This is a genomic window from Aliidiomarina halalkaliphila, from assembly GCF_007096385.1.
Classification (GTDB): domain Bacteria; phylum Pseudomonadota; class Gammaproteobacteria; order Enterobacterales; family Alteromonadaceae; genus Aliidiomarina; species Aliidiomarina halalkaliphila.
The window spans coordinates 1-20072 of record NZ_VJWL01000002.1 but is presented as its reverse complement, the minus strand read 5'-3'; the positions used below and the strand labels follow the sequence as shown (position 1 = coordinate 20072).

At 49.1% G+C, this 20072-nt stretch carries 18 protein-coding genes; 12 read left to right on the top strand and 6 right to left on the bottom strand.

What is annotated here, in order from left to right:
* Positions 1-80 precede the first annotated feature (80 nt).
* Positions 81-995 carry a hydrogen peroxide-inducible genes activator gene (locus FM042_RS06680; RefSeq protein ID WP_143235651.1) on the bottom strand — a complete coding sequence of 305 codons (915 nt, stop codon included), beginning with the start codon at positions 993-995 and terminating at the stop codon, positions 81-83.
* Positions 996-1148: 153 nt separating this feature from the next.
* Here FM042_RS06680 and FM042_RS06675 point away from each other — a divergent pair, with 153 nt between their 5' ends.
* Positions 1149-1706, top strand: a complete 558-nt coding sequence (locus FM042_RS06675) for a peroxiredoxin (protein ID WP_143235650.1) — start codon at positions 1149-1151, stop codon at positions 1704-1706.
* 63 nt (positions 1707-1769) lie between these two features.
* The gene (locus FM042_RS06670) at positions 1770-2297 is read left to right on the top strand and encodes a carboxymuconolactone decarboxylase family protein (protein ID WP_143235649.1); all 528 of its coding nucleotides are present in this window, start codon (positions 1770-1772) and stop codon (positions 2295-2297) included.
* 192 nt (positions 2298-2489) lie between these two features.
* Here FM042_RS06670 and FM042_RS06665 read toward each other — a convergent pair whose 3' ends face one another.
* Both FM042_RS06665 and FM042_RS06660 read right to left on the bottom strand, forming a co-directional pair.
* Positions 2490-3146, bottom strand: a complete 657-nt coding sequence (locus FM042_RS06665) for a hypothetical protein (protein ID WP_143235648.1) — start codon at positions 3144-3146, stop codon at positions 2490-2492.
* A complete protein-coding gene (locus tag FM042_RS06660; protein WP_143235647.1) occupies positions 3139-3873 on the bottom strand; it encodes a hypothetical protein in 735 nt (244 codons plus the stop codon). Before FM042_RS06660 ends, FM042_RS06665 begins: the two co-directional genes overlap by 8 nt.
* A 247-nt stretch (positions 3874-4120) precedes the next feature.
* On the opposite strand from FM042_RS06660, the gene FM042_RS06655 reads away from it, so the two are divergent.
* From FM042_RS06655 to FM042_RS06625, 7 genes are all read left to right on the top strand, one after another.
* Positions 4121-4918 (top strand): undecaprenyl-diphosphate phosphatase, encoded by a 798-nt coding sequence (locus FM042_RS06655; RefSeq protein WP_143235646.1) that lies wholly within the window; start codon positions 4121-4123, stop codon positions 4916-4918.
* Between the two features lie 22 nt (positions 4919-4940).
* Positions 4941-5984: an FAD:protein FMN transferase gene (locus tag FM042_RS06650; protein WP_143235645.1), complete on the top strand. Its 1044-nt coding sequence runs from the start codon at positions 4941-4943 to the stop codon at positions 5982-5984.
* A gap of 371 nt (positions 5985-6355) precedes the next feature.
* The gene (gene mgtE / locus FM042_RS06645; RefSeq protein WP_143235644.1) at positions 6356-7702 is read left to right on the top strand and encodes a magnesium transporter; all 1347 of its coding nucleotides are present in this window, start codon (positions 6356-6358) and stop codon (positions 7700-7702) included.
* A gap of 103 nt (positions 7703-7805) precedes the next feature.
* Positions 7806-9239 carry a cytochrome c oxidase accessory protein CcoG gene (ccoG, locus tag FM042_RS06640; RefSeq protein ID WP_408608851.1) on the top strand — a complete coding sequence of 478 codons (1434 nt, stop codon included), beginning with the start codon at positions 7806-7808 and terminating at the stop codon, positions 9237-9239.
* A gap of 9 nt (positions 9240-9248) precedes the next feature.
* Positions 9249-10235, top strand: a complete 987-nt coding sequence (locus FM042_RS06635; protein WP_143235643.1) for a serine/threonine protein kinase — start codon at positions 9249-9251, stop codon at positions 10233-10235.
* Positions 10236-10278: 43 nt separating this feature from the next.
* On the top strand, positions 10279-10911 hold the full coding sequence (locus FM042_RS06630) for a thiol:disulfide interchange protein DsbA/DsbL (protein WP_185960730.1): 633 nt from the start codon (positions 10279-10281) through the stop codon (positions 10909-10911).
* Positions 10912-10915: 4 nt separating this feature from the next.
* Complete coding sequence (locus FM042_RS06625) at positions 10916-12232, top strand: mechanosensitive ion channel family protein (RefSeq protein WP_232366393.1); 1317 nt, start codon at positions 10916-10918, stop codon at positions 12230-12232.
* A 54-nt stretch (positions 12233-12286) separates the two neighbouring features.
* Here FM042_RS06625 and FM042_RS06620 read toward each other — a convergent pair whose 3' ends face one another.
* The gene (locus tag FM042_RS06620; RefSeq protein WP_143235641.1) at positions 12287-12676 is read right to left on the bottom strand and encodes a septal ring lytic transglycosylase RlpA family protein; all 390 of its coding nucleotides are present in this window, start codon (positions 12674-12676) and stop codon (positions 12287-12289) included.
* A gap of 115 nt (positions 12677-12791) precedes the next feature.
* Positions 12792-13700 carry an acyltransferase gene (locus FM042_RS06615; RefSeq protein WP_143235640.1) on the bottom strand — a complete coding sequence of 303 codons (909 nt, stop codon included), beginning with the start codon at positions 13698-13700 and terminating at the stop codon, positions 12792-12794.
* A gap of 136 nt (positions 13701-13836) precedes the next feature.
* Between FM042_RS06615 and FM042_RS06610 the strand changes: the two genes are divergently transcribed.
* Genes FM042_RS06610 through FM042_RS06600 form a run of 3 tightly spaced genes read left to right on the top strand, consistent with a single transcriptional unit; the run spans position 13837 to position 18955 of the window.
* On the top strand, positions 13837-14460 hold the full coding sequence (locus tag FM042_RS06610) for a hypothetical protein (protein ID WP_143235639.1): 624 nt from the start codon (positions 13837-13839) through the stop codon (positions 14458-14460).
* A gap of 20 nt (positions 14461-14480) precedes the next feature.
* On the top strand, positions 14481-15857 hold the full coding sequence (locus FM042_RS06605; protein WP_185960729.1) for a Y-family DNA polymerase: 1377 nt from the start codon (positions 14481-14483) through the stop codon (positions 15855-15857).
* Entirely contained in the window at positions 15857-18955 is a 3099-nt protein-coding gene (locus FM042_RS06600; RefSeq protein ID WP_143235637.1) for an error-prone DNA polymerase, read from the top strand. The genes FM042_RS06605 and FM042_RS06600 overlap by 1 nt, the downstream gene beginning before the upstream one ends.
* A gap of 54 nt (positions 18956-19009) precedes the next feature.
* On the opposite strand, the gene FM042_RS06595 is transcribed toward FM042_RS06600, so the two are convergent.
* Positions 19010-19564, bottom strand: coding sequence for a gamma carbonic anhydrase family protein (locus FM042_RS06595; protein ID WP_143235636.1), 555 nt, complete (start codon positions 19562-19564; stop codon positions 19010-19012).
* Positions 19565-20072: the final 508 nt, after the last annotated feature.

The following is a 20072-nucleotide window of genomic DNA, read 5'->3' as shown; positions in this document are numbered from 1 at the left end:
ATCAATACCATGCGGGCGCAAGAATCGATCACAAAAGACGTTTACTCGCCATAATCCCGAGACGACTTGCGTTATTCCTCTTAACGCAGCGTTGCAATGGGTAAAAGCTCCGCAAGGGTTTCGGCAAGTTTACGGAATGTTTGCCGTCGACTAGTGGTCGGTCGAAATACTAGGCCGATTTCTCGAAACGCTTCGCCACCACTTGGATCCACCGTCACTAAATCGCTGCCGTTTAAAATCCCTGCATCAATGGCCATTTGCGGCACAAAGGTAGAACCGTTCAGGGATTCTGACATTTGCACCAAGCTATGCAGGCTTGCTGCCGTGAACGGATTAATTTTCTCGCGGTTCCCGAGTCGGCAGGCGGTAACGGCATGCTCTGTTAAGCAATGTTCTTTCTCGAGTAAGAAAATGCTTTTGTTTGGAAGCTTTGCATAATCCACGGGATTTCCCGCCAGCGCAGCCATTTTTGGCGACAATGCCATTTTGAATGGGTCTCGCCCCACGACCCATTGTTGGTTGCCTTGTAAATCCACAGGCAATGCCAGAATCAATACATCAAGCTCACCGTCGCGGAGTAGATTCAGGAGCTGCGCAGTGGTGTCTTCACGAATCAACAACTCCAACTTTGGATATTGTTCCTGCAGACGTTTGCTCAAAATACCCAACAAAAATGGCCCGATGGTCGGGATACAGCCCACACGGAGTGGTCCTTCCATAATATTGCCTTGGCTCTGGGCAAAGTTCACCAGCTCTTCGGTACTGGTTAGAATCATACGGGCGCGTTCAACAATCTCCTCACCCATTCCGGTAAACAGAAAGGACTTATGATCGCGCTCAATAAGTTGGCAGTCTAATTGCTCTTCCAGATTCTGGATACCGCTACTCAGCGTAGACTGGCTTACAAAACACGCTTGGGCGGCGCGGTTGAAATTCTGATGTTGATGGAGCGCCAGCAAATAGCTGAGATTTTTTAAACTAGGTAACTTGCTCATAAAGGCCTCACCGTTGCCGCGGATGACACCGCCGGGTCTAATTAGATAATTCGATTATAATAATAGCTTTTATTCGCTTTAATCAATAGCCCCGCATCCGTACCATGCTCTCCGAGATTAACCACAACCATTAATTTTTGGAGAAATTACAATATGTTAACAATTGGTGATACGTTGCCCGAGTTTTCTGTAGTCGCCGCTAAACCAGGTTTTAACATGCCTGAAGAAAATGGTGAGAGCGCTTTTGAAACTATCACGCAGGATAGCTTTGCAGGGAAGTGGAAAGTAATTTTCTTCTATCCAAAAGATTTCACCTTCGTGTGCCCTACCGAAATCGTTGAGTTTGCAAAGCTGAACGAAGAGTTTGCCGACCGCGACGCAGTGGTTCTTGGTGGCAGCACCGATAACGAATTCGTAAAACTGGCTTGGCGCCGAGAGCATCCAGACATGAAGAGCCTGAACCAGTACTCTTTTGCTGACACCGCTGGTGATCTCGTTGATGGTTTAGGTGTTCGCGATAAGGCAGAAAATGTTGCCCTGCGTGCCACCTTCATCGTAGACCCACACAACGTGATTCAGCACGTGTCTGTGAATGCATTGAACGTTGGTCGTAACCCCGCCGAAGTATTACGCATCCTCGACGGTTTGCAAACGGATGAGTTGTGCCCGTGTAACCGTCCTGTTGGCGGCGAAACCTTAAACGCAGCGTAAGCATTGCGAGCGTGGGCGCTCTGCGCCCACGCACCTTCTCGAGATTAGAGGTACGGAGGCAATATGACCATAGCAGATTACAAACAGCGTCTGGGTGATCACGGTAAAGATACTAAGCTGAACTTATCGAACCTTTTCGGAAACGTAGATACATCGGGTTTAACTGCGGATCAATTTTATGGAACTGCGCTGTCGTTGGTGTACTCGCTAAACGACAACGAATTGATTGCCGCTGTCGAAGCCGAAGCGGAAGGTAAAGTGGAAGCCAATGTGTTTTCCGCTGCCAAGCTTGCCGCCACGCTCATGGCCATGAACAACATCTATTATCGCTTTGTGCATCTGAGCAGCGACAAACAATTCGCAAAAATGCCCGCAGGCTTGCGCATGAATGGCATGGCGAATCCAGGAGTGGATAAAACAGATTTCGAACTGTTTTCACTTGCGGTATCAGCCCTGAACGGCTGCGGCATGTGTATCGATTCACACGTAGGTGTGCTCGTAAAGCATGGTGTGAGCGCACAAGCAATTCAAACGTCAATTCGCTTAGCGGCCGTTTTGAACGCGGCAAAAACAGCGCGCGCATTGTCATAATTTTGCAATCTCAGGGGGTTACTCTCTCCACGAATGTTTCCCCCTGGGGCAAAACCACGGTTTTCCCCTAAAAGACCGTGTTGGCCCGTCATTCCCCATGGCGGGCTTTTTTTTTGTGGCTTGCCAGAAAGCTTCGATAGCTGCGTTATCATTGAGACGTGGTACCCAACGCACCGCGTTGGCAAGCGAAGATTACCAGAACACCAAAATGGATTGTTGCTTGTCGCGTTGGATTAAGTGTGTTTCCGGTTGATCGATGCCGCTTTGGTAGCCAGCGTCTTCAATTAAAGCGCGATGCAGCTTCATAAGTTGACGACCAGCAAGCTCGGTGTTCTCAGCCAGTGTGATTTTGCAACTTGCCCCCGTGCATTCGATAGCATCGATCTCAAGTGTCCGCAGTTGTTCGTGGGCGAGTATAAAGTCTTCTAATCGACGTGTTTGTTGGGGGGAAGCGGTTCCACTTGCGTCAAAGCGATCGCCAGGATTGTCACGCAGCGCCAGATCCTGTCTTATTTGATGGGCACTGCGTTCGACGGCGCTCATTTCCGCCGCGTCGTCTGCGCCATGCTCGGAACGAAGTGTTTGAATTTCTGTTCTTCGGGTTGCAATCTGGTGTTCCAAATCGGCGATCTGAGACGCCATTAGCGCGAGCTCGTCATCGCTATCTAATATTTCACCAACATCGAGTGCTTCATCATAAGCCATCTCGCGCTCAATGTGATTGTGAACAGTGTTGTGCACGGTACCGGCGGATGCAGGTTCGCTTTTTTGGTGTTGTAACCAAAGCATGGCGCTGAGCGCGAGAATGAGTGGAATAAAGAGTGCGTGAATCATTTTAGAATTAGTCATTGCCCCGCCCTATAAAGATACGAACCTGCTCATTTTCGGGAGAGGTAGAAATGGTGGCTTTAAAATCGTTGTCGTGCCGAAACGGCGCAATAATCGACTGAAAGTAGCTCTGAATCGCAGCCTGATCATCCGAAGGGATCTGCTGCAACGACACTTCACAAATACTCTGATAACAACTAAAGGATTCAAAGTGTTCGCTATTCAGGTGCTCTAGCGCCAATAGGCTATTAAGAAGCTCTTGCTCTTCGTCGAATGTCCATTCATGGGGGTTTGCTTGAAATGCGTCTGCAAAAGCTGTACCCAATCCGAAAAGCGCTAGAATTTGCGGTAAGTGGGCGTCGAATCCTCGCGCTTCGGAATGCTCGTCATTGATTTTCTCGAGTACGCGCTCCGCCCGCTCTTGTGCTGTCCAATCCGATGCGGATACTTCTCTGGACAGTCGACTCCAACGCGCATCCAGTGCGTGCAAATCCGCTTCTAAATCCTGAATACGTTGTTGTAATAAATCGCGCTGATGGGTGTCGCCGCTTTCGGTGCCCGTGATATGGGTCACGTTCGGCTCAGCACCGTTCTGCAAAGGTGCGGTAGCGATGGGGGTGAGTGCGTATTCGTTGTCTGATTGCGAGTACCAACCGGTGTAAATTCCGATTAATAATGCAATGCATATAAGCGAATAAATAATAACGGTAAGCCGATAACGCTGCGGTGTTACTGATACGTCTGACACGCGGAAATTCCTTATCCGACAGTAGAATGGAACATTGAAATTACCATTTAGGTTTGCAGCAATCAATGTATCGACGCGTACCCAACGCACCGCGTTGGCCGCGAGTCAGATAAAATCCCCCAAGCCCTGAACCAACGCAATGCGTTGGCTACCCATTCATTAATCTATGGGGCTCTGGTACACTTTGCACTGATTTTGTATGGAGGGCAGCCTGCTTGGCTGCTCTTCTCGTTGCGAAGAGATGATTATGGATTATATCACCGCCTTTTGGCTTGCCTTGGTGCAAGGGATCACCGAGTTTCTCCCGATTTCCAGCCAAGCCCATCTCGTGCTTGCTGGGCAATGGTTGGGCGAGGTCTATCAAGGCCTCGATTTTGATGTAATTCTGCATGCCGGCTCGTTGGTTGCGGTAATTTTCTATTTTCGAAAAGAAATTTTCACTATGACCCGAGACTGGATGGGGTCAGTAAGTGGTGGCGAAAAAACCAAAGACTCCAAGCTGGCCTGGTGGGTCATCATCGGGACGATTCCGGCGGGTGTATTGGGTCTGATTTTTAAAGATGCAGCGGAAGGCTTATTGCGAAGTGAAGTGATAATGGGGGTTGCTCTGATCGCTTTTGGTTTACTGCTTGGCTTAGCAGACTGGAAAGGTCGAGGTGAACGAGACGAATACTCACTCACATTAAAAGATGTGTTAGTCATTGGCTTTGCCCAAGCCATCGCCTTGATCCCAGGTACCTCGCGCTCGGGGATTACCATGACAGCGGCTTTGTTCTTAGGAATGTCTCGAGAAGCGGCCGCGCGCTTCTCATTTTTATTGTCGATTCCGATTATTGCCGCAGCAAGTTTACTTTCGGCGGTAACCCTCTTCCGTAACGGTACCGAAATGCCGTGGGATATTTTATTACTCGGCTTTGTTGTTTCGGCGCTGAGTACCTATGCTTGTATTCACTATTTTCTTGCGTTCATTAAGCGCATTGGTATGCAACCGTTCGTAATATATCGGTTGGTGCTAGGCGGCTTGTTGTTGTGGTTCTTCTTGTAAATTTGAAGTGAGTAAAGGTTCTATGATCAAGGTAAAGCAAGTTGTTGTACTCCTTCTCGCCGTATGCGTATTAAGCGCATGCGGACCGCGCATGGAGCCGGCGCCGAAAGTTCTGGAAGGTCGTATTTTCGGGACCTTCTTTCAGGTAAGTATAGGGACCCAGCATGAGTTTGATGAAGACGAAATTAAAACTGGCGTGCTGACGGTGCTCAATGAAGTGGATCGGCAAATGTCGACTTATCGAGACGATTCAGTTCTTAATCGGGTGAATCGTGCCCCCCTGGGTGAGCCAGTCACTGTGCCACCAGAGCTATTCTATGTGCTCGAACTGGGCTATGAGATTGCTGAGTTGTCCGGCGGTGCTTTTGATTTTACCGTGGGCGGGCTGGTGAACTTGTGGGGCTTTGGTCCAGAAGGGCGTGTCACTACAGCTCCGGATGACGATGTCTTACAGCAGCGGTTACAAGAAGTGGGCTATCGGTATGTGAGCTTAGATGCGGCCAACCAAACCGTCACGCGCCATGCAGATGTTTTTATTGACCTCTCTGGTATTGCCAAAGGATACGGGGTTGATGCAGTAAGTGAGTATTTACTAACAAAAGGGATTGATAACCACTTGGTGAACATCGGTGGCGATTTGAAAGGCAATGGCATGCGTAGTGAAGAACGTGCCTGGCATGTAGGTATAGAAGCACCGAATGATGCGCAGCAAATTATTCGCCACATAATGCCCATATATAACCTCGGCATGGTCGGCTCAGGCGATTACCGTAATTATTTTGAAGAAGATGGTGTGCGCTATTCTCATACCATCGATCCAACGACAGGGCGTCCAATTGCACATCGGTTGGCGGGCGTACATGTGATTGGCGAAAACACCACGGAAATTGATGCGTTAGCCACGGTGTTTATGGTGCTTGGGGAAGAAGTCGGTCTGCAGTTTGCGAATGAGCATGATATTGCAGCGATTTTTCTATATCGGACCAATGGGAACTTCGATGCGGTGATGTCGGATCGGTTTGAGCGGAATCACGCAGATGCGATGAGCATTCCTGAGGTTCGCTAAAGTGCCTGATATTTCGGCAGAAGGGTTGTTTTTATAGCAACCCTTCTCTAAAATTTATCGCGTTATTATTACCTAGGAGAGAGTACGTTTTGGACAGTTCACGACGACGAACAAGCGGTTCAGGTCCGTTAAAGTCCCAGTCTCTCTGATTCAGTGATACTGCGACTTTATCGAGCTTGGTACCGCTCGGTGGAGTTGCAGCCTTCTATTCAGCAGTTTTTGAGTATCTTCGCTACAACACTCCTATCTTAATCTAGTGTTTTGTCTTTGCGTCTATTTCACCATTGGCAGAAACCAGTGCATCGATGTTAGCAGTATGCAATTTGCGCACTCTAGCGTTTTACGCAGCATGACTGAGGAGCAGAAATGTCATGACTTACGAAGGCTACGAGCATCTTATTGATCTGATCGCCCAAGGCGATGAGCATTCTTTACGTGCAGCACTGGAAGAAATTCCACCGGCGGATATTGCCGAATATATCGATCAGAATTTTGAAGTGTATAGCACGCTCGCACTGCTCGAAAAAATGTCTTCGGAACAGCAAGCGGAAGTATTTGGTTACTTGCGCCCTCAAAACCAAGAACAGCTCGCCTCGCATATGGAAGTTGCCGTGCTAGCACAGCTGTTTCGGGATATGTCGCCGGATGAGCGGGCCGATTTATATGCGTTACTGGATGTAAAACTGCAGGATGCAGTGATGCGGCGCTTGGCAAAGCGAGACCGTGAAGATTTGTTGCGTTTGGCGAGCTATGAAGAAGGGACTGTGGGCTCGGTTATGACGTCAGATTACGCCATGATTCCGGCAGGTAGCAAAGTAGACGATGCGGTGCGGCGGTTGCGGCAATCGGCCCCAGACAAAGAAACTATTTATCAGATCTACGTGGTGGATAAAGATAACCGTTTGCAGGGCGTCGTATCGCTACGTGAACTGATCACCGCGGCACCCACGGAAAGCATCGACGATTTAATGACGCGAGATGTGGTGCTCCTCAAGCCCGAAATGCCCCAATCGGAAGCGGCGCGTATTATCAGCCGCTATGATTTGCTGGCTATTCCGGTCGTGTCAGAAACCGATGTATTGCTCGGCATCGTCACCTTCGATGACGCCATGGATGTTGTGCAAGAAGAAGACACCGAGAGCATGCATAAATCAGCAACCGTTGGGAAATTGGAAGGCGGTATTAAAGATGCCAGCCCGGTCTTGATTTATCGAAGCCGTATTAACTGGCTCGTGCTCTTGGTTTTTGCCAATATTTTCTCGGGTATGGGGCTGATGTACTTCGAAGCCACCATTGAAACCCATATCGCGCTGCTGTTTTTCTTGCCGTTGCTGATTGCGTCGGGTGGTAACACGGGCGCTCAGGCGGCTACCTTGGTGGTGCGGGGCTTAGCCACAGGGGATTTATCAAAAAGCGACTGGGCCTATATGCTCGGCAAAGAAATGCTGGTATCGGTAGGCCTTGGGGTAACCATGGCGGCGGCTATTTCCGCGGTGGCCTACTTCCGCGTCGATTCCATTATCGTACCGATCGTGGCGATGAGTATGGTGAGTATAGTACTGGTGGGCAGTTTTATCGGCGTGTTGTTACCCTTTGTTCTAAAACGGGTTGGCTGGGATCCGGCGACAGCAAGCGCACCTTTGGTGACAACTATCGCTGATGCGAGTGGTGTACTGATTTATTTTGGCTTCGCTGCGGTGTTTCTCGGCATTTCATAATCTGTCAAAACTTTGATCCTAATCCGGTTGCTTCCCTGATTTTTCATCAGAATGGGCGTATAATGAGGCCCATTCCTGGTGATGCAGAACGGCGGATAAACACGTGGTTGAGCAAAAGATAGAAGTACAGGACGCACCCCCAAAGAAGGGTGTCACGATTCAAAAACCGGAGATTAAAAAGCCAACGAGCGGTTCCGGTCCAGGCAAGAACCACATTTATGTACGTGAGGCTGAGGGGCGTGTGGAGACCACACGACGCGTGCTCGGTTTCGTGCTGATGGCGCTCTTTGTTGTACTTCCTTGGTTAACCTGGAACGGTGAGCAAGCCGTTTTGCTCAATATCCTCGATCAACGCTTTCGCATCTTTGGCATGACCCTTTGGCCACAAGATCTCACCATTTTGGCCTGGATCTTTATGGTTTCGGCGTTTGCCTTGTTCCTCATCACCACCTTGTTTGGCCGGGTCTGGTGTGGCTTTACCTGCCCGCAAACCACATGGACGTTTATTTTTATGTGGTTTGAACGCAAGATTGAGGGCAGTCGTCATCAACGCATGAAGCTCGATGAGCGAGCCATGGATGCGGATAAATTTGTGCGCAAATTTGCCAAGCATGGCGTGTGGATTATTATTGCCTGGCTCACCGCCATGACCTTTGTGGGCTACTTCACCGATATTCGCGCCCTCTTCCAGAACTTTTTCGTATTTGAAGCCAGTGCATGGGCCTTCGGTAGTGTGTTGTTTTTTACCTTTGCGACTTACGGCAACGCCGGTTGGATGCGCGAAGTTATGTGTACTCACATGTGCCCTTATGCGCGCTTCCAAGCAGCTATGTTCGATAAAGACACTTACATCGTGGCCTATGATGAAGCTCGAGGTGAGCCGCGTGGCCCACGCAAGCGTAAGAGTGACCCGCGGACGCAAGGGCTCGGGGATTGTATCGACTGTAACCTCTGTGTTCAGGTGTGCCCGACTGGGATCGATATTCGCAATGGTTTGCAATACGAGTGCATTAACTGCGGTGCCTGTATTGATGCCTGTGATAGCGTGATGGATAAAATGGGCTATCCGAAAAAACTAATTAGCTTTACGACACAGCGTCGGTTAGAAGGCGGTGAAACTAAGGTATTCCGTTTTAAGAGCGTGGGTTATGGCCTAGCGTTGCTCGTGCTCACTTTGTTGTTGGTTGCCGACATTGTGCTTCGGGTTCCTTTGGAGTTTGACGTCATTCGCGATAGAGCATCACTCTACCGTGAAAACCAAGAAGGTTGGATTGAAAACGTCTACACTCTGCGGGTGATTAATAAATCTCAGCAAGCACAGCGTTATACATTTAGCGTGGACGGGGTGGAAGACATGCAATGGTATGGGCCTCAAGAGTTGCTACTTGACCCTGAAAGTTCCGAGATTGTGCCGGTAACCATTGCCATTGATCCGTACTTTATTGATGCGCCGATCAAAGAAATCACGTTTACTATCCAGTCGATCGATGAAGCAAGTATTAAGCGCAACGTGCGCACCAATTTTATATATCAATAAGGACAATCATTGAGCGACTTTAGCTTTCAAGGGGTTACACCCGACTTAATTCTGGATGCGGTAGAGTCGGTCGGCTTTTACCCGATTTCAGGATTATTACCGCTCAATAGCTATGAAAATCGGGTTTACCAATTTCTTGCAGATGATCAAAAGCGCTATGTGGTGAAGTTCTATCGTCCGCAACGCTGGAGTGATGCGCAGATTCTTGAAGAGCACCAGTTTACTGCCGAACTCGCCGAGGCTGAAATTCCGGTGGTGTGTCCGTTATCGATTCAAGGAAAAACTGCGCTAGAGTGGCAAGGTTTTCGTTTTGCAGTGTTCCCCAGTATTGGTGGGCGAGCATTGGAGCCGGAACAATTAGAACAACTGGAAGATCTCGGCCGCCATTTGGGGCGTTTACACCTCACCGGTAGTGCGCGTCCGTTTAGCCATCGCCCACAATTATACACCCGCGCGGGCTTGGATGAAGCGGCACAAGAATTGCTTGAATGCGAACTTCTTCCCGATAGCCTACGCGAAGCTTTTCGAGCGATTTTGTTGCCCGTGGTGGCTCGAGTACAAGCGATTGACTGGGATGCTTATACTCACGTTCGACTGCATGGCGATTGCCATATTGGCAACCTATTGTGGCGGCCTGAGGGTCTCACCTTGGTGGATTTCGATGATTGTCGACAAGGTCCGGCGATTCAAGATTTGTGGATGATGTTATCGGGAGACCGATTACAGCAGCAAATTCAGCTAGAAACCTTGCTCGAGGGTTATGAAGAATTTATGGAGTTTAACCCACGCGAGCTGCACTTGATTGAACCTTTACGCGCTTTGCGTATCATTCATTATATGGCTTGGTTAGCGCGGCGTTGGGAAGACCCTGCGTTTCCCCATAATTTTAGCTGGTTTGCAGAGCCCCGTTATTGGGAACAACAAATCTTAGCTTTGAAAGAACAATTGTCTGCCCTGGATGAACCCCCTCTGCGCTTGCAGCCGGGTTTCAACTAGCGGCATAATGAGCCGTACGCGACTCGAAAACAACAGGAAATACATGATGCAAAAACTCGTAGTAACCGCCATGGCCGTTGTGCTGCTCTTTGTGGCAAGCGCCACGCAAGCGTCGTCTGAGCGTTTCCAAGAGGGTGTTCACTATAATGTAATTAGTGATCAAAAGAGCCGGAACCCAGAAATTATCGATTTCTTCTCATTATATTGTAACGCTTGCTATCAGTTTGCTAGCTTTAGCGACTCGCTTAAAGATGAATTTGGCGACGCGTTTCGTAAGTATCATGTGAACATCGTGGTACCGAATAACGCCATGCGTGAAAATATCATGCAAATTTGGGCGACAGCGATGGTGCTGGGTGTGAATGAAGAATTTGCCGAGCGTGTTTTTCAACGCCATTTCGTGCGCAATAGCTGGGTAAACTCGGTGAGTGATGCCAAAGGCGTGTTTGCAGAGTTAGGTGTTGATGAAGAGCGTTTTGATCGAGCATGGAACAGTATGCAAGTACGCAGCTTAACCAACCGGATGCGCACCGCACAAGATAACTTTAATGTGCGTGCAACGCCTACGTATATCGTGAATCGTAAGTATCAAATGAATCCACAAGGGTTTCAAAACTCAGCGAACTTTTTCAATGACTATATGGATTTAGCCCGTTACTTAATGAGCAAAGACTAAACTGATGACGCCACAACCGGAAGGCAGTGTAATGGATGACATGATCGAAACCCTCCAGGGCTCAATCAACTGGTTGGAGAAGCACCCTGATCTGCATATGGCAGCAGGACTCTTCGTGCTGATTATTGTGGCCTGGTTCGGAAACGCGGTGGTTAAGCGCCTGCTGGTTCGTGGCTTAATGAGGGCGTTGATGGCGTCTCCTCTTGGGCGCGATGAAACCCTTTCAAATAACACTGTCATTGCTCGCCTTTCGAATGTGATCCCGGCGTTGATTATTTCTGTGGGTATCACCTATGTACCTCAGCTTCCTGACGTCCTGATTTCGATTATTCAGAATGTGGCGAATGCCTTTGTGGTGCTTACCGTTGCGCTCGCCATTAATGGCGCGCTGTCGGTGATTAATATCATTTATGAGAAGCGTCCCGGCTCCCACCTCAAACCGATTAAGGGCTATATCCAAGTTCTCAAAATCATTGTGTATGTGGTCGCAGCCATATTAATTATCGCGACCTTGATCGATCGCTCCCCAGTGATTTTGTTATCTGGTTTAGGCGCCATGGCCGCAGTATTGATGCTGGTATTCCAAGATACGTTGCTGTCGTTGGTTGCCAGTATGCAAATATCCTCGAATGATATTGTGCGCGTGGGTGATTGGGTCGAGATGCCGTCGCTCAATGCGGATGGCGACGTGATTGATATTGCATTGCACACGATAAAAATACAGAACTGGGATAAGACCATTACCACGATCCCGACCCGCAAGTTTATTACCGATTCGTTTAAGAACTGGCGTGGTATGCAAGAGTCGGGTGGTCGGCGCATTATGCGTAATATTTTGCTCGATCAGCAAAGCATTGGCTTTCTAACGGATGAAGAGAAAAAGCGTTTACGCGGGTTTCGGTTGTTGCGGGATTATCTCGAAAACAAACAAAAAGAAATTGATGAGTGGAATAAAGCGCTGGAAGACGACGGCCACGTTGCGATCAATACACGCCGTATTACCAATCTCGGTACCTTCCGCGCTTATGTGTTGAACTACTTAAAGAACCACAAAGGCATTCATCAGGAAATGACTATGATGGTTCGCCAATTATCACCCACGCCGGATGGGTTACCGCTGCAGGTGTATGGTTTTACCAATACGGTGGCTTGGGCGGAATACGAAGGTATCCAATCGGATATTTTCGATCACTTGCTCTCCATTTTGCCGGAGTTTGGCTTGCGTGTGTATCAACATCCTAGTGGTTTAGATGTGCGTGAACTGCGGCATGTGATTACCGATTTGAACCAGCGTGATATGGATAACCCCTCTACCGAATAACGGAGAGACTTGTAGTCGGATAACGAAGTAAAGGGCTGCGTAAGTGGCCCTTTGCTATTTAATCACCTCTATTTTCACCTGAATAATCCCAGACTCTAAATTCCCAATCTGGCCAAAAGATGCCCGGCTCAAGTCAATAATGCGGCCTTCAATAAATGGTCCGCGATCATTTATTTTCACGGTAACATTCTTGTTATTTGCTAGGTTCGTGACCCGCACTTTCGTTCCGAAAGGGAGTGTTTTGTGTGCGGCGGTATGGGCGTATTGGTTAAATCGTTCACCACTGGCGGTTTGGCGAAATTGATATTTCATGGCGTAGTATGAAGCAACACCGGTTTCCGTATAACCGACGAGTTCCGGTGATGATTGTTTCGGCACACTAGAGCAGCCAGTAGTAATTGCGATGCTGATGGTGAGCAACAAAAGATAGATGGCGTGGCGCATGGTACGAGTCTCTATTTTTCATGATAGCGATGATGCTTGAACGGCAGAAACTTTAGCACTCTGTTGCATGGGGCACACGCACCTATACCAAATCTTCACACAGTCACATTGAGATTTAGCGGTGCTCGCGCTGATACACTTCTTTAATCCGCTGATCTTTTAATTCCCAGCGTTGATTCAGCCAATTTTGAAAATGGTCTCGGAACGCGGGGTCATTAAAGTAATCCCCGCGTAAATCATCGGTAACGGGAATGCGATCGATGTACACGTAGATTTTGGTGAGTCGGCCTGCCAACAAATCCAACACGATGGGCTTGTTGGTGTTGCGTTCAGGATATACCAAGGTGATGTCTAGGATTTCCTGAAATTGCTGGCCCATGGCTTGTAAGGTAAAGGAAGTACCTCCGGCTTTTGGGGGTAATAAATGAGTAAAAGGACTCTGCTTAGCTGCATGCTTTTCTGGTGTAAAGCGGGTGCCCTCACAGAAATTAATCACCGTGGTAGGAATATGGCGAAACTTTTCACACTTTATACGCGTGGTTTCGATGTCTTTGCCTTTCAGCTCAGGATTTTTTGCAATTTGCTCTTTGCTGTAGCGTTTCATAAATGGCATATCGAGTACCCAGCAACCCATACCGATCACCGGTACCCAAAGCAGCTCTTGTTTCAGAAAGAAGCGAGGCATAGGTAAGTGTTTGCGTGAAAGGTGCATCAAGGCGGGGATATCCACCCAGCTTTTATGATTACACAAGATCATAAACCAGCCATTCCGATCGTCGGGCACATCGCCTTCAATGACCCACTCCACGGGATAACTAATCTTGAACATCCAAGATACCGCATAAGCCCAACCGCGAAACATGCCATTCGCAAGGCGCGAAACAAAGCGCTGGAAAGGAGGAATCGGAATAAAGAATTTAAATAAGCCGAGAAAAATAATGGTTAAACCAACCACGAGGGTCGCGAGGGCACCCCACAAGAAATTAATGAGAGTACGCAGAGGCGCTGGAAGGAATCGAAACATGCGGTGGCGTTCTCCGTGGTTTTATTATTATTCCTCAATGATACCTGAAGTTACCGATAACGATAGCGATCCCCTTGCAAACGATGAAAATTTCTCTAGAATATACTGTATATACGTACAGTACTCGAGAGTTGGTATGCAGCCATTTTTGCAGCAGTTAATGGATCGTGGTGCCTTATGGCAAGGGCGGCAGAGCCATGTTCAAGAGTTGGCATGGGTGTCTGCGGCAGATCCATTATTGGATCAAGCATTAGGCGGTGGCTGGGTGCGCAGTCGCATTCATGAACTGCAAGTGCAGCAACGTTTTAGTGGTGAAATGCCATTGTTGGCACCGGCCATCAACAACGCAGTTGCCCGCGGTCTCTCCGTTTTTTGGGTAGCCCCACCTGCCATTCCAAATGCCCCGGCACTGGCAAGTACTGGTGCTGAATCTCGGCATATTGTGCTCACTCCGAATGATGAGAGTGATGCCCTTTGGGCGGCAGAAACCATTTTATATAGCGGGCAAGCCGGCGTGTTGTTGTTGTGGGCAAAAAAATTATCAGCCACCGCCACACGACGGCTTCATTTGGCAGCAAGCGACAGCGATGCGTATGTGTTTGTGATCACGGATTGGCAACCAGAAGAAGCGCGCAGCTATGGTACTCGGCTCCGTATCCATCATGAGCAAGGTCAGGTGCAGTGGCAGATTCTTAAACGTCATGGTGGTTGGCCGGTGCGTTTACCGCGGCGAGCCTTACCCCGGTGGCCGCACGGCTGAAATTGAGGTGTTTGATGTGGATGTACCTTCAATTTCCAACGCTGTTGTTGGATCGGATGCAAGTACTGCAACCGGAGCTTAAAGAGCGACCCGTAGTGCTTTTTCATGAGCAAGAACAACGCGTGATGCAAACCAATCCTGCGGCAGAAACTGTAGGCATTCAACCGGGCTATCCCTTATCCGATGCTTGGCTTTTGGCCGACACCCTGGGCACTTTCCGTTGGCGAGAAGCGCGACAACGCCATTTGCTGCAACAAGTCGCTACGGATTTATATCAGGTGTTTGCGGTCATCAGTTTAGATCCCCCATCAGGGCTTTGGCTTGATTTAGCGCCTATGCAAAAGCTCTATCCCGAGCCACAACAAAATAAGTTACAACTTCAGCAACAGTTGGCTCCGTGGGAACTGCGCTATCAATCAGGCGTTGGCGCAACTCCACTGCAAGCCAAAATGATCGCGCAATCACAGGTGAGCACAGTGGCGGATATTCCGATTGGCTACTTGCCCTGCCCGTTGCCATTGCAGGAAAAGTTACAACGCATGGGATTACATACTCTCGGTGCGTTGCAGGCGATTCCACGAGCATTGGCGGGCCGCCGTTTAGGCAAGGAGTTAGTGGTATTGCTGGCGCGAATTCAAGGTGAACAGAGAGAGTCCCTACACTTCTTCCGTCCGCCCGTATGGTTTTATCAGCGTTTAGAACTCACCGCAGAAGCGAACAGTTGGCAAGCGTTGCGTTTTCCTCTGAATCGATTACTGCAAGACTTAGAGCATTTTTTAGAGAGTCGCCAGCAGGAAACCCGACAACTACTTATTACACTCTATCATCGTGATGATGAGCCAACAGACATCACACTCGGGTTTGCTCACGGAAGCTATGTGGCGCAAGAATTGGCCCAGTTTTGCCAGTTAAAAATGGAAAACTGTGCGCTCGAGGCGCCCGTATTGGAGTTGAGTTTGCAGGCGCGGCAGTTGCAGCCACGCCATGGAGACCATGGGGATTTATTACAGGGGCCTCGGCAGCATAAAAAATCGTTGCCCCGGTTACTCAATGAATTGCAATTACGCCTAGGCCAGCAGCGCGTGTGGGGTGTACAAAATCATGCAGATTGGTTGCCGGAACATGCGTGGCGCAAAGTTCTTGCGGGCCAGCCCTTGGGTCAGGCTTATGTGCAGGATCGTCCCTTGTGGTTATTACCCGAACCACGGCCGGTGCAAATCCAGCATTGGGTGTTGCTGCAAGGGCCAGAGCGATTCACCTTGCCTTGGTGGTCACAAGACGGTGACCAGATATGTGATCGCGATTACTGGAAAGCGCGTCATCGAGATGGCCAGCCTGGCTGGCTATTCTACGAACATCAACACGGGTGCTGGTGGCAGCATGGGTGGTTTAGCTAATGTCTTACGCAGAGCTGCATTGTTTGAGCCATTACAGCTTTCAACGGGGAGCTTCTTCGCCTGAGGAGTTGGTGAATACAGCGATCGCTTTAGGTTATCAGGGGCTCGCGATTACTGACGAATGCTCGGTTGCCGGTTTAGTAAAAGCTTGGTTAGCGGCAAAAGAGACCCCCCTGAATTTAATCAGTGGTAGCGAATTTCACTGTAGTGAGTATGGACTGTTTGTGCTGCTCGCAAAAAATCGGGCGGGTTACGCTCAGTTAAGTCAGTTGATCAGTCGTTGCCGGCGCGCCGCAGAGAAGGGAAGCTATCAGTTTCATGGACACTGGCTGCTGGAACAGTCGCTATCTGAATGCATTTTATTGTGGCGGCCAGAAGCACAGGCAGCCGAAGGGGTTGCGGAACTGCAAGACAATCTAAAAACCGCTTTTATGGGTCGCCACTGGTTAATGTATCACCGCTATTTGCGCACCGATGATCGCGCTCATACACGTTGGATTAAAGCCTGTAGTGAGCAATGGAATTGGCCAGTGGTTGCCGTAGGTGGCGCACTTATCCATCACGAAGCGCGGTTGCCGTTACTGCATGTGATGCATGCCATTCGAGAGCACACTACGGTGGCGCAACTCGGTAGCCAACGCTTACCGAATGCCGAAGTGCGCTTACGGGAGCTTGATGCGCTTAATCAGGTATTCCCAGAAGCCTGGCGGCAGGCCAGTGCCACTATATGCGATCAGTGTCGATTTGATTTGGGCACCCTGCGTTATGAATATCCGGCGGAAGTGGTGCCGCAAGGCTTCACCGCAAATCATTATCTGCAACAGTTAAGCCAGCAAGGTTTGCGGTGGCGCTATCCACAAGGCGCGCCAGAGAAGATTCGGCAACAGCTTGAAATGGAATTAGCGCTTGTTGAAGAGCTCGATTACGCTCATTTTTTTCTGACTATCCACGATTTGGTTGTGTTTGCCCGACAACAGGGAATCCTGCATCAAGGTCGCGGCTCAGCTGCAAACTCTGTACTGTGTTATTGCCTGGGTATTACCGCAGTAAACCCAGCGCAATCAGATTTGCTCTTTGAGCGATTTATTTCTCGGGAGCGGAATGAGCCACCGGATATCGACGTGGACTTTGAACATGAGCGTCGAGAAGAAGTCATCCAGTATATTTATCGCAAATATGGGCGCGATCGTGCAGCATTAGCGGCAACGGTGATTACCTATCGCATACGCAGTGCGTTAAAAGACGTTGGTAAGGCGCTTGGTTTTCCCGAAGCGCGTATTCAACAATGGATAGACCGGCTGGATCGTCGTGATCAAGAAGAAGGTTGGGATGAGCAGTTACGTTGCATGGGTATTATGAATCACCCTCAAGGCGTACACCTTCTTAGGTTAACCCAAGACATTTTGCGCTTTCCGCGCCACCTATCTCAGCATGTAGGTGGTTTTGTGATTGCCGCAGGTTCGCTATCGGATCTGGTTCCAGTTGAGAACGCCGCCATGCCGGAGCGTACGGTTATTCAGTGGGATAAAGACGACATTGAAGCCTTGTGCTTGTTGAAAGTGGATGTGCTGGGGTTAGGCATGCTAACCGCTATTCGTAAAACCTTGGCCCTCCTCCCCGATTTTTACCACATGAACCATACCCTCGCGAGTATCCCGCAAGACGATCATGGGGTCTATCGCATGTTGCAAAAAGCAGATTCCGTGGGCGTGTTTCAAATTGAGTCGCGGGCGCAAATGAATATGCTCCCGCGCTTAAAGCCGCGCTGTTTTTATGATCTCGTGATTCAAATTGCTATCGTCCGCCCCGGTCCGATTCAAGGCGATATGGTGCATCCGTATTTGCGTCGACGTGAAGGCAAAGAGCCGGTGGACTATCCAGGGCCGGCAGTACAGCAAGTGCTTGAACGAACGCTAGGTGTACCTATTTTCCAAGAGCAAGTGATTAAGTTGGCGATGGTGGCCGCGGGATTTACCGGCGGAGAAGCGGATGCACTGCGCCGGGCTATGGCCAGTTGGCGCAGCAAAGGCAAAGTGATGGCATTTGAAGAAAAACTGATTCAGGGCATGTTGGGCCGCGGCTATAGTCGCGACTTTGCCGAGCGCCTGTTTGCTCAGATTTGCGGTTTTGGTGAATATGGTTTTCCTGAGTCCCATGCGGCCAGTTTTGCCAACCTTGCGTATGCATCCGCATGGTTAAAGTTTCACTGCCCCGCCGCTTTTTATGTGGGCTTGTTAAATAGTCATCCCATGGGGTTTTATTCGCCCTCTCAACTGATTCAAGATGCGCGTCACCACCAGATTGAGGTGTTGCCCGTGTGCATAAATAGCAGCGGCTGGGATCATCATTTGGTTGCCCGGGATGGGGAACCAGCCATTCGGCTGGGCTTTCGATTAGTCAAAGGCTTACAAAAGCAAGAAATAGAAAACGTACTTAACCTACGGCCTACAACAGGCTTTCAAAATATGGACGACTTCGAAAAGCGCTCAGAATCGGTCGTATTATCGGTAAGAGCGAAAGAGCAGCTTGCGAGTGCGAATGCATTTTCCAGCTTGGCCGGACATCGCTATCAAACTCGCTGGGATATGACCAAGCTCGACGTGAAGAAACCCACTGACCAACTGTCGTTGTTGGCCGTGACAGAGAACTTCAGTGGTGATTACACGCTGGATGCACCCCATGAAATTGCAGATATGAGCGAAGACTTCGCAAGCCTTGGGTTAACGCTCGGTCGACATCCGGTGGCATTACTGGATGAACAAGGTGTACTGCCCCACCATCGTAAAGCGATTGAGCTGGGGCAATTGCGGCATGGTCAACTAGTTACAGTGATGGGATTAGTGACCAATCGACAACGGCCAGGTACGGCCTCGGGCGTAACCTTTATGACACTAGAAGATGATACCGGGACTATTAACGTGGTGCTGTGGCAAGATTTGGCGAAACAACAGCGGCGAGAATGGCTTAAGGCTCGTTTGCTTCGGGTAAAAGGCGTATTAGAAATGGAAGGTGATGTGATTCATGTGATCGCGGGCGATATGAAAGACTTAAGCGCCCGCTTGCCGGTCGCCAAGATTAAGTCGAGGGATTTCCATTAATCAAGGCGGTCAGCGTTGATAGTCGAACCCGACTATCAACACGAGGATTGCAAACTAACCTTGGGTTTCCTTCAAGTATTCGTTCTTTAGGTACACATAATTCGCCGCCGACTTTTGTAAGAAGGCACGCTCTTCGTCAGACAACGGTCGTGCTTTTTTGACGGGACTGCCCACATACAGATGTCCGCTCTCTAAGCGCTTGCCTGGCGGTACTAAAGAACCGGCACCAATGATCACATCGTCTTCTATCACAGCTCCATCCATCACTACCGCCGACATTCCCACTAATATGCGATTGCCCACGATACAGCCGTGTAACATGCAATGATGGCCCACAGTCACATCATCACCAATCAACAGCGGGTAGCCGTGGGGGTCATCAGGTCCGGTACGGGTCACATGGAGTACGGAACCATCTTGAATATTCGTGCGAGCCCCAATACGAATATAGTTCACATCACCGCGGGCAGCGACCAAAGGCCAAATGCTGCTATCGTCGCCAATCTTGATATCACCCACGATCACGGCTGATGCGTCTATGTAACAGCGTGCGCCCAATTGGGGATATTGCCCTTTATATGGACGCCCTATCGATTTACTTGCAGTCATAATTACCTCTTTCGCAGAACCCGAACACCAAGTCATTCTATGACTAGCTTTATTGGGTGCTTATAAACTAGACCAATACTGTGTGATCTTACGTCAACTTGAATGATTTTTCTGCGCTTGAACAAAAAAACCTGAAAAACATGTAAAAAGTACTTGCTGCATTCCGTTACATCTCTATAATTCGCCCCACTTCGACGGCAGATACGACAAGCACTTAAAGTGCTGAGCCAACGAAATATGGGTAAGTGATGAAGTGTAAAGTTGTGAAAACAACAGTTTCTCACTAAAAGTGAAGGTAACGCCTCATAAAGAGTTGTTAACTTTCTAATAACAAGCCCAGATGGCAACCAGAAGCATAGGAAAACAAAAAACTTTCCGAAAGCGGTTGACAGAAAAAATGGGGCGTGTAGAATGCGCACCTCGCTTCGAGCAGAAGCAACGTTCTTTAACAATTTATCAAGCCAAGCAATCTGTGTGGGCACTTGCGATGAAAAGCATCAACCAACGC